This is a genomic window from Variovorax sp. HJSM1_2, from assembly GCF_049316285.1.
Taxonomy (GTDB): Bacteria; Pseudomonadota; Gammaproteobacteria; order Burkholderiales; family Burkholderiaceae_C; genus Rhodoferax_B.
Genome location: NZ_JBMOXA010000009.1, coordinates 197529 through 212198 on the forward strand (window position 1 = coordinate 197529; position 14670 = coordinate 212198).

The 14670-nt window shown below is 64.6% G+C and carries 12 protein-coding genes; 8 read left to right on the plus strand and 4 right to left on the minus strand.

The annotated features are described in order from the left end of the window. Positions 1–12: 12 nt before the first annotated feature. Positions 13–2787, plus strand: coding sequence for a bifunctional [glutamate--ammonia ligase]-adenylyl-L-tyrosine phosphorylase/[glutamate--ammonia-ligase] adenylyltransferase (gene glnE, locus ACFQ95_RS12665; protein ID WP_422831410.1), 2775 nt, complete (start codon positions 13–15; stop codon positions 2785–2787). Between the two features lie 29 nt (positions 2788–2816). Here glnE and ACFQ95_RS12670 read toward each other — a convergent pair whose 3' ends face one another. Then, positions 2817–3335 carry a hypothetical protein gene (locus ACFQ95_RS12670; protein ID WP_422831411.1) on the minus strand — a complete coding sequence of 173 codons (519 nt, stop codon included), beginning with the start codon at positions 3333–3335 and terminating at the stop codon, positions 2817–2819. Between the two features lie 162 nt (positions 3336–3497). On the opposite strand from ACFQ95_RS12670, the gene ACFQ95_RS12675 reads away from it, so the two are divergent. The 6 genes from ACFQ95_RS12675 (at position 3498) to rrtA (ending at position 11159) form a co-directional block, all read left to right on the plus strand. Continuing rightward, entirely contained in the window at positions 3498–4199 is a 702-nt protein-coding gene (locus ACFQ95_RS12675) for a CerR family C-terminal domain-containing protein (protein ID WP_422831412.1), read from the plus strand. Next, positions 4196–5677: an efflux transporter outer membrane subunit gene (locus tag ACFQ95_RS12680; RefSeq protein WP_422831414.1), complete on the plus strand. Its 1482-nt coding sequence runs from the start codon at positions 4196–4198 to the stop codon at positions 5675–5677. Before ACFQ95_RS12675 ends, ACFQ95_RS12680 begins: the two co-directional genes overlap by 4 nt. Before the next feature lie 54 nt (positions 5678–5731). Beyond that, on the plus strand, positions 5732–6901 hold the full coding sequence (locus ACFQ95_RS12685) for an efflux RND transporter periplasmic adaptor subunit (protein WP_422831416.1): 1170 nt from the start codon (positions 5732–5734) through the stop codon (positions 6899–6901). 24 nt (positions 6902–6925) lie between these two features. Continuing rightward, positions 6926–10027: an efflux RND transporter permease subunit gene (locus tag ACFQ95_RS12690; RefSeq protein WP_422831418.1), complete on the plus strand. Its 3102-nt coding sequence runs from the start codon at positions 6926–6928 to the stop codon at positions 10025–10027. A gap of 24 nt (positions 10028–10051) precedes the next feature. Beyond that, a complete protein-coding gene (locus tag ACFQ95_RS12695; protein WP_422831419.1) occupies positions 10052–10453 on the plus strand; it encodes a GNAT family N-acetyltransferase in 402 nt (133 codons plus the stop codon). Between the two features lie 94 nt (positions 10454–10547). Next, a complete protein-coding gene (rrtA, locus tag ACFQ95_RS12700; RefSeq protein ID WP_422831421.1) occupies positions 10548–11159 on the plus strand; it encodes a rhombosortase in 612 nt (203 codons plus the stop codon). Here the strand turns inward: rrtA and ACFQ95_RS12705 are convergent. The 3 genes from ACFQ95_RS12705 to rfaE2 form a co-directional block, all read right to left on the minus strand. Continuing rightward, the gene (locus ACFQ95_RS12705) at positions 11131–11595 is read right to left on the minus strand and encodes a carboxymuconolactone decarboxylase family protein (protein WP_422831423.1); all 465 of its coding nucleotides are present in this window, start codon (positions 11593–11595) and stop codon (positions 11131–11133) included. The two genes, rrtA and ACFQ95_RS12705, sit on opposite strands and share 29 nt — an antisense overlap. A 128-nt stretch (positions 11596–11723) precedes the next feature. Continuing rightward, positions 11724–12617 carry an RNA polymerase sigma-70 factor gene (locus ACFQ95_RS12710; protein WP_422831425.1) on the minus strand — a complete coding sequence of 298 codons (894 nt, stop codon included), beginning with the start codon at positions 12615–12617 and terminating at the stop codon, positions 11724–11726. A gap of 47 nt (positions 12618–12664) precedes the next feature. Beyond that, a complete protein-coding gene (rfaE2, locus tag ACFQ95_RS12715; protein WP_422831427.1) occupies positions 12665–13168 on the minus strand; it encodes a D-glycero-beta-D-manno-heptose 1-phosphate adenylyltransferase in 504 nt (167 codons plus the stop codon). 260 nt (positions 13169–13428) lie between these two features. On the opposite strand from rfaE2, the gene ACFQ95_RS12720 reads away from it, so the two are divergent. Continuing rightward, positions 13429–14634: an HD-GYP domain-containing protein gene (locus ACFQ95_RS12720; RefSeq protein WP_422831428.1), complete on the plus strand. Its 1206-nt coding sequence runs from the start codon at positions 13429–13431 to the stop codon at positions 14632–14634. Positions 14635–14670: the final 36 nt, after the last annotated feature.

The window sequence follows — 14670 nt, forward strand, 5'->3', positions numbered from 1 at the left end:
GCAACTGGAATTATGACCCCCGGCCCGCAAGGGAATTCAATCCAAAGCGGCGATCATTTGTTAACCAAAGCAAATTCGCCGGCTTCGGGCCTGTCTTCTTATTCGCGTTTCGTGCAACGGCTTCGCCGGCGCTACGCCGCCGAGTTGCCCCTATTGCCTATGGGGGAACCGGTCCGCGCCAGCATGCAAGCCTGTCTGACCGCCGTACTGGCCAAAGGTTTCGCACTCGATGCCGCCCTGCGCATCGTGCGCCAGTTGGTCATGGAGCGGCTGGTTTCGCTGGACTGCGACGCCCAAGCGCCGCTGAGCGTCGTGACCCGGGCGGTGACGGAACTGGCCGAACTCGCGCTTGACGCGGCCGGCACCGAAGCCTGCCGCGAGCTGGACAGCCGCCACGGCAAACCCGTGGGGCCCGATGGCCAGCGCGCCGAGATGTGGGTCATTGGCATGGGCAAGCTGGGCGGGCGCGAGCTGAACGTGTCCAGCGACATCGACCTGATCTACGTCTACGACCATGACGGCGACACCGCCGGCCTGGAGGACGGCCGTGGCCGCATCAGCAACCACGAATACTTTGCCAAGGCCGTCAAACTGATGTACGGCCTGGTGGGCGACACCACCGAGCACGGCTTTGTATTCCGCGTCGACCTGATGCTGCGGCCCAATGGCAACTCCGGCCCGGCCGCGATTTCGCTCGGTGCGCTGGAGGAATACCTGCAGATCCACGGACGCGAGTGGGAGCGTTTCGCCTGGCTCAAAAGCCGCGTGGTGGCGCCGCGCAAATGCATCATCGACGCCTCGGCGCAGGAGCTGCGCGGCGTGGTGCTGCCGTTTGTGTTCCGCCGCTACCTCGACTACAACGTCTTTGATTCACTGCGCAATCTGCACAAGCAAATCCGTGACCACGCGGCCAAACGCGCCGCCGGCCACCCCGAGCGTGCCAACGACGTGAAGCTGTCGCGTGGCGGCATCCGTGAAATCGAATTCACCGTGCAGTTGCTGCAGGTGGTGCGCGGCGGCCAGTTCCCCGAACTGCGCACACGCTCCACACTCGACGCACTGCAACGCCTGGCGCGCGCCGGGCTGATGCCGCAGCCCACGGCGGATGCGCTGGCCGCGGCCTACGAATTCCTGCGCCGCGTGGAACACCGCATCCAGTACCTGGACGACCAGCAAACCCACGTCCTGCCGACGCAAGACGACGACCTGGCCTGGATCGCCCAGACCATGGGCTACAGCAATTGCTGCGCCTTCTTGAGTGACCTGGACATGCACCGCGAGTTTGTGGCGCAGGAGTTCGACACCTTGCTCGGCGGCCAGGGCCAAGGCAGTTGCCGCAAAGGCGGCGGCTGCAAAGGCCCGAACGGCGCCGCTCCGCTGGGCCCCGATCTGGACGGCCTGCTGGAGCAGCTCAGCGGCAGCTTGCGCGAACGCGTGACGCATTGGCGCCAGCACCCGCGTGTGCTGGCCCTGCGCGACGACGCACGTGCGCGCCTGGTGCGCCTGCTGCAACGCACCAACAGCTGGATCAAGGAAGAGCGCGTGACCGAAGAGGCCGCCGTACGCCTGGTCGACTGGATCGAAACCCTGCTGCGCCGCGAAAGCTACCTGGCCATGCTGCTGGAGCGCCCGAGTGTGCACGAGCGCCTGCTGCGTCTGCTGGGTGCCGCCCGCTGGCCCGCACGCTACCTGCTGCAGCACCCCGGCGTGATCGATGAGCTGGCCAGCGACGCCATGTTGGACGAACGTTTTGTCGCCGAGGCCTTCGAGGCCGAACTGGAACACCGCCGCGCCTCGCTTGCCACCACCGGCGAAGACGACGAAGAAACCCTGCTGAATCTGCTGCGCCGCGCGCACCACGCCGAGTTGTTCCGCGCCCTGGTGCGCGACATCGAAGGCCGCATGACGGTGGAGCAGGTGGCTGATGATTTAAGTGCACTGGCCGAAGTGATCTTGCGCGTGACCGCGCGCTGGAGTTGGGAACGCCTGCGCAACCGCCACACCGAAACGCCGCAGTTCGCCATCATTGGCTACGGCAAACTCGGCGGCAAGGAGCTGGGCTATGGCAGCGATCTGGACATTGTGTTTGTCTACGAAGACGCCGACGAACGCGCACCCGAAAGTTACGCCGCCTACGTGCGCAAGATGATCAACTGGCTGACGGTGAAAACCGGCGAAGGCGATCTGTTCGAGATCGACACCGCCCTGCGCCCCAACGGCAATTCCGGCCTGCTGATCACCACCTTCGACGCCTACGCCAACTACCAGCAGCAACGCGGCAGCAATACCGCCTGGACCTGGGAACACCAGGCCATGACGCGCGCGCGTTTTGTGCTCGGCTTTGAGCCGCTGCGTGCACGTTTTGACGCGGTGCGCCAAGCGGTGATCACTGCGCCGCGCGATGCCGCCGCGCTACGTGCCGAAATCGTCGCCATGCGCGACAAGGTGCGCAGCGCCCACCCGGTGCGCGGCCAGAACTTCGACGTCAAGCACAGCCCGGGCGGCATGGTTGATGCCGAGTTCGCCGTGCAATACCTGGTGCTGTCGCAGTCACAACACCACCCGGAACTGCAGGAAAACGTGGGCAATATCGCACTGCTGCAGCGCGCCGAGACAGCAGGCTTGTTGCCAACCGGCGTGGGCACCGCGGCTGCCAGCGCCTACCGCGCACTGCGCCGTGCACAACACACGGCGCGCCTGAACGAGGCGCCTACCCAGGTGGAGCCGCCGCTGCTGCAAGCAGAGCAGCAAGCCGTGATTGCCTTGTGGAAAGCCGTGTTCGGCTAAACACCGAACACGGCGGTAGCGCCCCAGGGCTACAGCGTCGAAGCGTCTTTCAAGATCCGCGGCTGGTACACCACACGGATCACACAGGCCTCGGCGCTGACCTGCAGATGCGCGGCCACATCGGCCGCGCCATCGGCCGTGACACCAAACGCATCCAGGCCATTCGGCACCGAGCCGTAGTCCAGCCCCAGGCTTTGCACCACGCTGCGAAAGGTGGCGTCTTCAACGCATGGCGCGGGCACGTTGCGCAGCTGCTCAATGCGCTCCACCTTCTGGCCGCGCAAATAAAACACGCTGTCAAAAGGCTGGCCGACCAGCGAAGTGCCCGCCAGGCGCCATTGCCCGCGCAGGCCACGCGGCGCCACCACGGGCCGCGCCAGGCGCTCCAGGCCGGGCATGGTTTCGCGCAGTTCGGCCAACGTCAGGCCCAGGGTCTGGTCGAGGCTTACGGTTCGGCCCGCACTCTGCGCATGCACAGGCGCGACGCCGCCCGCAAGACACATCGCCGTCAGCAAACCCCCAGCCCCCAACTTGACACGCAGCAGCAAAACCGACTCCCTCAGAACACAGCCAAAGCTCGCCATCATAGTCCGCCCGTGTCAAGCAATCGTGAAGCGCCATGCCGCACAAGCCTGACACCACTGGAAACACTTCAGCCAGTAGGTGAATGCTAAATAAATCAATCGTTTGATTTATATTCCACGTCCACCATGGCCCGTACGTCTGCCCCCATTTCTGCCAACAAGCCCAGCTCTCGCACACGCGCGCCGCGCAGTGACGGTGTGGAAGCCCGCACGCGGCTGCTGCGCGTGGCCCTGAGGCTGTTTGCCGAACACGGCTACGCCAAGACCTCCACCCGGCAGATTGCGCTGGAGGCGCAGGTCAACATTGCCGCCATTCGTTATTACTTCGGCGACAAAGAAGGCCTTTACCGCGCCGTGTTCACCGAGTCTTTTGGCACACCGCGCGAAATCGTGGAACACATGGCCCAGCCTGGCTTGCCGCTGCGCGAAGCCCTGACTATTTTTTTTACCGGCTACCTGGCGCCGTTGAAGCAGGGCGACATGGCGCGCCAAGCGCTGCGTCTGCATTTGCGCGAGATGCTCGAGCCCTCAAGCGTCTGGCAGGAAGAACTCGAATGCGATGTGCTCAAGCCACACGCGGCCATGGTGGCGCTGCTGGGCCAACACCTGGGCATTTGCCGCGCCGATGACGAACTGCACCGCCTGGTGCTCACCGTCACCGGCCTGGCCATGCTGCTGTTTGTGCAGCTCGAAGCCATAGAAATCATCCGCCCCTCGCTCATCAAAAAAGGCGCCGCCATAGACCGTTGGGTCAGCCGCCTGGTGGAAGACGCGCTGGCCCTGATTGAAGTGGAACGCACCCGCCGCGCCACACCCTCCGAAAAATGAAGCACCCAACCATCCCTACCTCCCTACCGCTACGCGCCGCCATCTGGGCCTTGCCTTTGCTGCTGGCGGCCTGCAGCAGCGTGCCGCCGAGCAGCGTGCCCCTCAGCCCGGCCGCGCAGTGGCAGGCACCGTTGCCGCACCATGGCTCCACGGCGCAGTTGGCCCAGTGGTGGCAGCAGTTGAACGACCCGTTATTGGTGGACTTGATCGACGCCGCCCAATCGGCCAGCCCCACCATGGCCACGGCGCGCTCGCGCGTGGCGCAGGCACGCACCACGCGGCGTGTGGCGGGTGCCGCACTCGGCCCCACGGCAGACGCCACCGGCAACGCCAGCCGGGGCTTCAACGAAACCCTGGGCACGGTGGCGACCACCGCCCAGGTAGGCTTGCAAGCCGGTTGGGAGATAGACCTGTTTGGCGCCAACGCCGCCACACGCGATGCCGCCCAGGCGCGCCTTGAAGGCGCCCAGGCCGGTTGGCATGATGCCCGTGTGGCCGTGGCCGCCGAGGTGGCACAAAGTTATGTGAGCCTGCGCAGTTGCCAGCGCCAACTGGCCGTGGCGCGGTTTGATGCCACCTCGCGCAGTGAGACCGCACGCCTGATCGACCTGGCCACCCAGGCCGGTTTTGAAACCCCGGCCAACCTGGCTTTGGCGCGCGCCAGCAGTGCCGAAGCCGCTGCCCGCGCCATCAACCAACTGGCGTTGTGCGACCTGGATGTGAAAGCCCTGGTGTATTTGAGCGCCCTGGATGAAGCGCCACTGCGCCAGCGCCTGGCGCAAACACCCGAGCCCCCCGCGCCCGAAGCCTTGTTCGCCATTCCCAGCGTGCCGGCCCAGGTGCTGGCGCAACGCCCCGATGTGTTTACCGCCGCACGCGAAGTGGCTGCGGCCAGCGCCGAAGTGGGCAACGCCGAGGCGCAACGTTACCCACGGCTCACGCTCACAGGATCGATTGGCGCGGCCTCGGTGCGCACCCAGGGCAATACCGTAGACCTGAACACCTGGGCCATAGGCCCGCTGGCAGCGACACTGCCGCTGTTTGACGGTGGCCGCCGCGTCGCCAACGTCGATGCCGCGGTGGCACGCTACGAAGAAGCCGCCGCGCTGTACCGTGCACGCGCACGCCAAGCCGTGCGCGAAGTCGAAGAAGCCCTGGTCACGCTCAACAGCGCCAGCAGCCGTGAAGCCGATGTACAAACCGCCGCCACCGGCTACCGCACGGCCTTTGAAGCCACCCAGGCGCTTTACCGCGGCGGCCTGACCAGCCTGGTGGATCTGGAAGACGCACGCCGCCGCGCCCTGGCCGCCGAGATCAACCTGCTGGCCGTGCAACGCGAACGCATGAGCGCCTGGGTGACGCTGTACCGCGCCGTGGGCGGCGGTTGGAGCGCCGCCGATGTGGCCGGCACCAACCCCGACCAAGCCGCCACCACGACGACCAATACCGCTGCAGCCTCTGCATCCAACGGCAGCTAAACACGAACTCAGGCCGCGCCCTTGGGCCGCCACCTTCAACCTCTTTTCACAGCCATGCTCAACTCTCTCACGCGCTTGCAGTCCCGCCCCGCCTTCGCTATATCTTTGGTAGCTGCCGCCGCATTGCTGGTGGGCGGTAGCGCGCTGTTTTCTTTAGGCTCGCGCGCGGCCGACCCAGCGCCCAAGGACGCCGTCAAACCCGCGTTGACGGTCAACGTGGCCGCCCCCACGCGTTTGGAATGGTCGCTGCAGTTGGGCGCCAACGGCAACGTCGCCGCCTGGCAAGAGGCGGTCATAGGTTCTGAAGCCAGTGGCCTGCGTTTGCTGGAGGTGCGCGCCAACGTGGGTGATGTGGTGCGCAAGGGCCAGCCGCTGGCCACGTTTGCGGCCGAGCCGGTGTTGGCCGACGTGGCCCAGGCCCGCGCCAACCTCGTGGAAGCCCAGGCCAACGCCAGCGACGCCGCAGGCAACGCCGAACGCGCACGCACCTTGCAAGCCACCGGCGCCTTGAGCACGCAGCAAATCAACCAGTACCAAACCAGTTCTGAAACCGCCAAGGCGCGGGTCGAAGCGGCCCGCGCCACCCTCAACGCGCAGCAGTTGCGCCTAGCGCAAACCCAGGTGCTGGCCCCCGACAACGGCGTCATCTCGGCCCGCAACGCCACCGTGGGCGCGGTGTTGGGCAGCGGCACCGAGCTGTTCCGTTTGATTCGCGGCGGCCGCCTGGAGTGGCGCGCCGAGGTCACGTCCACCGAGCTGTCGCGCATCAAGCCGGGTGACGCGGCGGTGCTCACATTGGCCAGCGGCGCAAAGGTCACCGGCAAGGTGCGCATGTTGGCGCCGACTGTCGATGCACAAACGCGCAACGCCCTGGTGTATGTGGACTTGCCCGCACACCCCGACGCACGCGCCGGCATGTTTGCGCACGGCGAGTTTCAGCTCGGCCGCCGCGCGGTGCTGACCGCGCCCGAGAGCGCGCTGGTGGTGCGTGATGGCTTCAGCTACGTATTTGAAGTCGCCGATGGCCAACACGCCAGCATGCGCCGCGTGGTCACCGGCCAACGCGTGGGCGACCGCGTGGAGATCGCCTCGGGCCTCACACCTGAAGCCAAGATTGTGGTGCGCGGTGGCGCGTTCCTCAACGATGGTGACCTGGTGAAGGTGCAGGCCACTGCCCCGGCAGCAGCCACGGCTGCCAGCCCAGCCACCGCCGCCAGCAAATAAGCCACGATCACCACAAGCCCAACCATGAATCTTTCCGCCTGGTCGATCAAGAACCCCATCCCCGCAGCCATGTTGTTTGTGCTGCTGTCGTTTGCGGGGCTGCTGTCGTTCCGCGCCATGAAGGTGCAGAACTTTCCCGACATGGACCTGCCCGTGGTGGTGGTCACCGCCTCGCTGCCCGGCGCGGCGCCGGGTCAACTGGAAAGCGATGTCGCGCGCAAGATTGAAAACGCCATCGCCACCACGCAGGGGCTGAAACACATCACCAGCACCTTGACCGATGGCACGGCCACCATCTCGGCCGAGTTCCAGTTGGAAAAGCCGGTACAGGAAGCCGTGGACGACGTGCGCTCCGCCGTGAGCCGCGTGCGCGCCGACCTGCCCGCCGACCTGCGTGACCCCATCGTCGCCAAGCTCGAATTCACCTCCCAACCTATCCTGGCCTATGCAATTGCCAGCGACAAGTTCAACGACGAAGCGCTGTCGTGGTTTGTCGACGACACGCTGGCGCGCCGCCTGCTGGCCGTGCCCGGCGTGGGGGCCGTGAACCGTGTGGGCGGCGTGACGCGTGAAGTGCGCGTGGCGCTCGACACCGCACGCATGCAGGCGCTGCAGGTGTCGGTGTCGGACATCTCGCGCCAGTTGCGCGCCGTGCAGCTCGACATTGCCGGCGGCCGCACCGACCTGGGCGACAGCGAACAGGCCATACGCACCATTGCCACGGTGCAGACCGCGCAAGAGCTGGCGCGTATGGACATTCCCTTGAGCGACGGCCGGCATGTGCGCCTGGACCAGGTGGCCACCGTGTCCGACACCGTGGCCGAGCAACGCTCTGCGGCTTTGCTCGACGGCAAGCCGGTGATTGGTTTTGAGGTATCGCGCAGCCGTGGCGCCAGCGAGGTGGACGTGGGTGCGGGTGTGCAACAGGCGCTAGACAAACTGCTGGCCGAGAACAGCCACCTCAAGCTCACGCGCACGGTGGACTTTGTGCAGATTGCCCAGGACGAATACGACAGCTCCATGCGCCTCTTGATCGAGGGCGGCATTCTGGCGGTGATTGTGGTGTGGATTTTCTTGCGCGACTGGCGCGCCACCATTGTCTCGGCCGTGGCCTTGCCGCTGTCGGTCATTCCGGCATTCATTGGCATGTATGCCTTGGGTTTTTCCATCAACATCATCACGCTGCTGGCCTTGTCGCTGGTGGTCGGCATTTTGGTGGACGACGCGATTGTCGAGGTGGAGAACATCGTGCGCCACCTGCGCATGGGCAAATCACCGTACCAGGCGGCGATGGAAGCCGCCGATGAAATTGGCCTGGCGGTTGTGGCCACCACCTTCACGCTGATTGCGGTGTTCCTGCCCACCGCGTTCATGAGCGGCATTCCGGGCCGCTTCTTCAAGCAGTTTGGCTGGACGGCGGCGCTGGCGGTGTTTGCCTCGCTGGTGGTGGCGCGTTTGCTCACGCCGATGATGGCGGCCTACATCATGAAGCCCATGCTGGCGCAGGAAAAAGAGCCACGCTGGCTGGGGGTCTACATGCGCGCCTCGGCCTGGTGTCTGAAACACCGGCTTCTGACCATGCTGGGCGCCACGGTGTTTTTCATAGGCTCGATCGCGCTGATTCCGCTGCTGCCCTCGGGCTTTATCCCGCCAGACGACAACGCGCAAACCCAGGTCACGCTGGAGCTGCCGCCCGGCAGCCGCATCGCGGACACCCACAGCTTGGTGGCCATGGCCGCCGAACGTGTGCGCAAGGTGGGCCACATCGACAGCATCTACACCACCATTGGCGGTGGTGCGGCCGGTGCCGACCCGTTTGCCGGCAATGCCGCCAGCGACCCGCGCAAGGCCACACTCACGCTGCAACTGGCCAAACGTGGCGAGCGCCCGCCCAAGCAGAAGATAGAACAAAGCCTGCGCGCCGCGCTGGAAGACATTCCCGGCGTGCGTGTGAAGGTTGGCCTGGGTGGCTCGAACGACAAATACGTTTTTGCGCTGGCCAGTGAAGATCCACAAGCCCTGGCCGATGCGGCACGTGAAGTGACGCGCGGCATTCGCACCATTCCCGGCATTGGCAACGTGGGCTCCAGCGCCAGCCTGGTACGGCCCGAGATCACCGCGCGCCCGGACCTGGCACGCGCCGCCGATCTGGGTGTGACCAGCAGCGCGATTGCCGAGACGCTGCGCCTGGCCACCGTGGGCGACTACGACCAATACCTGCCCAAGCTCAACCTGGCGCAGCGCCAGGTGCCCATCGTGGTGCGGCTGGAAAACAGCGCGCGCGAAAACCTGGCGGTGCTGGAGCGCATGACCGTGCCCGGCGCCCGTGGCCCGGTGCGTCTGGGGGAGGTGGTGCAACTGGAGATGGCCGGCGGCCCGGCCGTGATCAACCGCTACGACCGCTCGCGCAACGTCAACATCGAGATCGAACTTGGCTCGCGCGGCCTGGGTGAAGTCAACGAAGCCGTGCACGCACTGGCGGCTGTGCAACAGCTGCCCGCCAGCGTGCGCCTGGTGGAAGTGGGCGACGCCGAAATGATGGGCGAGCTGTTCGCCAGCTTCGGCCTGGCCATGCTGACCGGCGTGTTGTGTATCTACCTGGTACTGGTGCTGCTATTCCACGATTTCCTGCAGCCGGTGACGATTCTGGCCGCCTTGCCCTTGTCGCTGGGTGGCGCATTTGTGGGTTTGCTGATGGCCGACAAAAGCTTCTCCATGCCGTCGCTGATCGGCCTGGTGATGCTGATGGGCATTGCCACCAAGAACTCGATTCTGCTGGTGGAGTACGCCGTGATGGCGCGGCGCGAACACGGCATGAGTCGCTGGGATGCCTTGCTCGACGCCTGCCACAAACGCGCCCGCCCCATCATCATGACCACACTCGCCATGGGCGCCGGCATGTTGCCGATTGCGCTGAGCCTGGGCGAGGCCGACATGAGCTTTCGTTCGCCTATGGCGGTGGCGGTGATTGGCGGCTTGATCACCTCCACCGTGCTGAGCTTGCTGGTGGTGCCGGCGGTGTTCACCTACATCGACGACTTCTCGCAATGGGTGCTGCGGCTGTTTGGTCGGCGCACGCCGCCTGCGGCAGAGGCTACAAAACCCGCCGCCACCACACCGCACTAAGCCGAACCAAGACACTCTGGCAGCATGCAACTGCAGCGCGTTCACCCCGATCAAGTGCAGCAGGTTTATGACCTGCTGCGGACGCACGGCTGGGCGCATCGCGTAGAGAACATGGCTCAATTCACGCAGCTGATCGCGGCCTCACAGGTCGCCGATGTGGCAGTGATCGATAAACAAGTGGTGGGCTTTGTGCGCGGCATCAGCGATGGTTTGTCGAACGGCTACCTGTCGATGCTGGTGGTGGCCGCAGCGCAACGCCGAAAGGGCATTGGCCGGCAACTGGTGGAGCACACCATCGCCGCCAACACCTCGGTGACCTGGATGTTGCGCGCGGGCCGCGAAGGGGCGCCGGAATTCTTCGCCAAGCTCGGGTTCGTTGCATCCTCCATCGCCATGGAGCGACTGCGCACCACACCGCCTCCCTGACGCGCTGGTGAATTCAGCAGGTTGGGCCCGGAACATGGCGCCCATCACTGACACAATGCGCTCACCACCCATTTTGTAACCAATAGTGACGTTCGTGATTGCCGCCTCAGCCGAGCCTGATACACCAAGCTTCTCCCCGTATCCATGGGTGGCGCTGTGCTGCCTGCTGGCGCTGGGCAGTGTGCTGGTGTGGGCGCTGGACGCGGGTTATCAACTGGCGTGGCTCTCGGCCACCTGGCGGCAAACGCCCTGGACTTTATGGACCGCGCCGCTGCTGCATCTGTCGGCCATACACATGCTGGGCAACCTGATGGCGTTGGCGGCATTGGCGGTGCTGGGCTTGGTGATTCCGCTAGGTGCACGCGCCGCGCTGGCGCTGTTTCTGGCCTGGCCGCTGAGCACCGCCAGCCTGATGGCCTGGCCCGAGGTCACACGCTACGTGGGCCTTTCCGGCTTGATACACGCCAGCGTGGCCATTGTCTGGCTGCACGCACGGCAGGCACCGGTGGCGCAGCGCTGGTCGCCGCTGTTGCTGGCGGCGCTGCTGCTCAAGCTGGTGACGGAACAGGCCTGGCTCTACCCCGTGAGTTTCGACCCGTACTGGAACATCAACGTGGTCGCCGCCGGCCACCTGGGCGGCGCGGTGGTCGGCTTGGTCTGCGGCGCCGTTTGCTTGATCAGGCTGCGGCCTTCAGCAGCTTCTTAGCCACAGGCAAGCGCAGGCCCACACCCAGGCGGTTCCAGGCGTTCATCTGCGCGATGGAGAAGCTCAGCGCGGCGATTTCCTTGTCGTTGAAATGCGCCTTGAGGGCTTCAAAGTCGGCATCGGGGGCGTGGGTTTCGGTCAGCAGCGTCAGGCTCTCGGCCCACTGCAGCGCGGCGCGTTCACGTGGGGTGTAGAAGTCCACCTCGTGCCAGGTCACTAGGCTGTTGATGCGTTGCAGGTCTTCGCCGCCCTCCAACAAGGCGCGCACGTGCATGTCGACGCAGAAAGCGCAGGCATTGATTTGCGAGACACGGGTGTTGACCAGTTCGATCAACATGATGCCCAACACGGGTTCCAGTGCTGGTCCTACGGCGGCCATGGCGCGGTAGGCTTCGGGCAGCAGGGAGAAGGCGTTGAGGCGGGCGGCGGTGGTCATGAAAATTTCCAATTCAAAAAAGTTAAGGTCTTCAAGTGCATTGGCTGTTTTGAATTTCTGAGCCAATACCTGTAAGACGTGAGGCGCTTCGGTTTTGTGACAACCGGAGCCACTTTTTCAAAGGAAATTCAACGCCCGCGAAACATCAGCGCTTGCGCCAGCTTGTCGGGGTTGCGCTGGGTGTGGATGGCAACGATGCGCTCGCCGTCGGTCTCGATCTCCTGAATCGATTCCAGCTGTCCGTCTATGTAGCGCAGCAAGCCGGGCTGGCCGTTGATCTCGGCAATTTCCAGCCGCATGCTTTTGCCATGGCGCAAGGCCACCGCAAAGTACAGCTGCGCCAGGCGCTGCGCGCCGCGCAGGATCTTGCCGAAGTTGGCGACCTTGGCGCCGCCATCGCCCACCAGTTCGGCGTCTTCGGCCAGCAACTGCTTGATCTGCTGAAAGTCACCCTGGCTGGCGGCATCGGCAAAACGGCGCAGCAGCTGCAAATGGGTTTCACGCGACACCGTGAAACGCGGGCGCTCGGCCTTGAGCTGGGCGGCGGCACGGCTCACCAGTTGGCGGCAGGCGGCTTCAGTCTTGCCCAGCGCTTCGGCAACCTCGGCATATTCGGCGCCAAATACCTGGCGCAGCAAGAAGGCGGCGCGCTCTTCGGGCGACAAGCGCTCCAGCAGGGTGAGGAAGGCCAGCGAGATGTCTTGGGCCGTTTCCAGCGAATGTTCCGGGCTGGCGCTGGCTTCGGCTGGCACTTCTTCGGCCAGCAGCGGCTCGGGAAGCCACAGGCCGGGGTAGGCCTCGCGTTCACCACGCACCGCGCGCAGCCGGTCGATGGAAAGGCGCGTGACCACCGTCACCAGCCAAGCCTCGGGGTTGCGCAGCAGCGCCACATCCGACTCGTTCCAGCGCAGCCAGGCGTCCTGCAACACGTCTTCGGCATCGGCGCGTGAGCCGAGCATGCGGTAGGCCACGCCCATGAGGCGCGGGCGGTGTTGGTGAAAAAGGGTGGTGCGGGTGTCCATGGGATCTAGACGATTGAACACCCTGTTTTGTGACGGCGCCTGGCGATTTACCCGCCCTTGGGGGCCTGAATGCGCTTCACCAGGGCGGTGGTCGAGTAGCCGTTGACCAGCGAAATCGCCAGGGCTTTGCCGCCGTAAGACTCGACCACGCGGGTTTCGGCCAGTTTCTGCATGTCGTAGTCGCCGCCCTTGACCAGGATGTCGGGGTGCAGGGCGCTGATCAATTCCAGCGGCGTGTCTTCGTCAAACCAGGTCACCAGGCTGGTCGACTCGAGCGAAGCCATCATGATGGCCCGGTCGGCTTCGTTGTTGAGTGGCCGGTCTGGCCCTTTGCCCAGGCGGCGCGCAGAGGCGTCGCTGTTCAGGGCCACGATCAAACTGCCACCCAGCGCACGCGCCTGGGCCAAATAAGTGACATGGCCGCGGTGCAGGATGTCGAACACACCGTTGGTGAAAACCCAGGGCTTGGGCAGTGCGGCCAGGCGCGCTACAGCCTCTTCGCGGGCACAAATCTTGGATAAAAAAGCTGGAGCGGGGGCTTCATAGGTCATTTCGAGATGCTATCAGCCCCAATACAAGATAGTATTGGGTCGGGCGCTATACATTTTGCCTAAGAACCCTTTGCATAAGTCAACGCGAGGGCAGGTCGTGCGGATTGGGATGGGATGCAAGACGCGTTTTGCAGCGAATAGCCGTCGCTATTGGCCCAAAAGGCAAGGACGCAGACCGACCAATTCCGTGCGGCCATGCCCCGTGTTGATTTATGCAGAGGGCCCTTGGCCTGCACGATGCTCCGATAATTCGCATACCTATGAATCTGATCGCCATCGACCTCGAAACCATCCGCCTCGGCCATCCCTTGCCATTCGCCCTGCGCAATGAACATGGCGTGCTGTTGGCTCAGAAGGGCTACGTTATCTCTCAACGCGAAGAGATCACCTACTGGACGTCGCGCGGCATGACCCTGTGCGTGGACGTTGACGCCAATGAACAGACCCATCGCGCCTATGTCGGCAAGCTGCACGAGATGGTGCGCTCGGACAAGGCCTTGACCGACATCGTCAACGTCCACATTGCTTCCGACGATCTGACACCGGCGCAAGCGCGCGAGCGCAATGACGTGCCCGACTGGGCCGCGTTCCAGATGAAGGCGAATGCCTTGCTGCGCGATCCAGAAAGCGAAAATTTTCTGACGCGGCTGGACAAGCTCTACAACGAGCTGCACGACCTGGTGCGTTACCACCCCGACGCCACGCTATTCGCGCTGATCCACCTGGCCTCCACCGAGATGCGCGTCTACAGCGCCACCCACTCTATGCTGGTCTACGTGGTGTGCAGCCTGGCCGCGAGCGAGGTGCTGAACTGGTCGCCCAAGCTGGACGCATCGCTGGGCAAGGCCGCGCTGACCATGAACATCAGCATGACGGCGCTGCAAGACCAACTGGCGCAGCAATCGAAGTCGCTGACGGTGTCGCAAATTGAAGCGGTCGAGCAACACGCCATGCGCTCGTTCAACATGCTGTTGGCCATGGGGGTACAAGACGAAGACTGGTTGCTGGCCGTACGCCACCACCATGACCGCGGCCCCGGCGGTCTGGCGAGCAAAACCGAGGCCATGCGCATCGCACGGCTGATCCAGCGCGCCGACATGTTCACGGCCCGGCTATCACCACGCCTGGGCCGGGCCTGCCTGCCCCCGCCCATGGCCATGCAGGCCTGTTACTTCGACGAAGACAAAAAGGTCGACGAAGCCGGCGCCGCACTCATCAAGGCCGTGGGCATCTATACCCCCGGCACCTTGGTGCGTCTGGCGACCAATGAAATCGCTGCCGTGATCCGCCGCGGACTGAATACCACCATGCCGCAGGTGGCGGTGCTGATCAACCGCGAAGGCATGCCCACAGGCGAATGGATGATCCGCGACACCAGCCTGCCGCGCTACAAGATTGTTGGCCATGTCGCCAACAAAGATGTGAAGGTACAGATCAAGCTGGAGCAAATGCTGACGCTGATCTGAGAACCACGGGTTCAAGCCCTGGCCTGAGGAGGCTGC